The 558-nt window shown below is 65.4% G+C and carries 1 protein-coding gene; it reads right to left on the reverse strand.

Features of this window, described 5'->3' with window-relative positions:
- The coding region (locus tag FCU66_RS11955) for an adenylate/guanylate cyclase domain-containing protein (RefSeq protein WP_136625410.1) at nucleotides 1-558 on the reverse strand (558 nt) is incomplete at both ends.

The following is a 558-nucleotide window of genomic DNA, read 5'->3' on the forward strand; positions in this document are numbered from 1 at the left end:
CACTTGATAGGGATGGATCGGCTCCGGAAAGCCTTTCACCTCGACGGCGCCAAGATCGCGATATTCGAAAAGATCGCCGACCAGCTGCCGCGTTTGCGGCCCGATCACGACCGCGTCGGGTTCGGCAAGAGCTTGCAGACGGGCGGCGAGGTTCGGCGTCTCGCCCACGACGCCGCGCTCTTGCCCTTCGCCGGCGGTGATCAGATCGCCAACGACGACCTGTCCGGTGCCGATGCCGATACGAACCCGCAATGGCTCGGGCTCTGGGAGTCGCCTAACGGCGTTGACGAGAGCAAGGCCAGCGCGCACCGCCTGCTCGGCGGCGTTCTCGTGCGCCTGCGGGTAGCCGAAATACACCAAAACTCCGTCGCCCATATACTTGGCGACAAAGCCGCCGAAGTGGGCGACCGTATCGGCGACACAGCGGTGATACGCTCCGATGGTCTCACGCAGGTCCTCGGGATCCAGACGCGTCGCCAGCGCCGTCGAGCCGACGAGATCCACGAACATGACGGTCAGCTGTCGACGCTCCGCGCTTAGCTCCCGGGTGCGGCTCTG

The organism is Mesorhizobium norvegicum, from assembly GCF_004919685.1.
In the GTDB taxonomy this organism is placed as follows: Bacteria; Pseudomonadota; Alphaproteobacteria; order Rhizobiales; family Rhizobiaceae; genus Mesorhizobium; species Mesorhizobium norvegicum.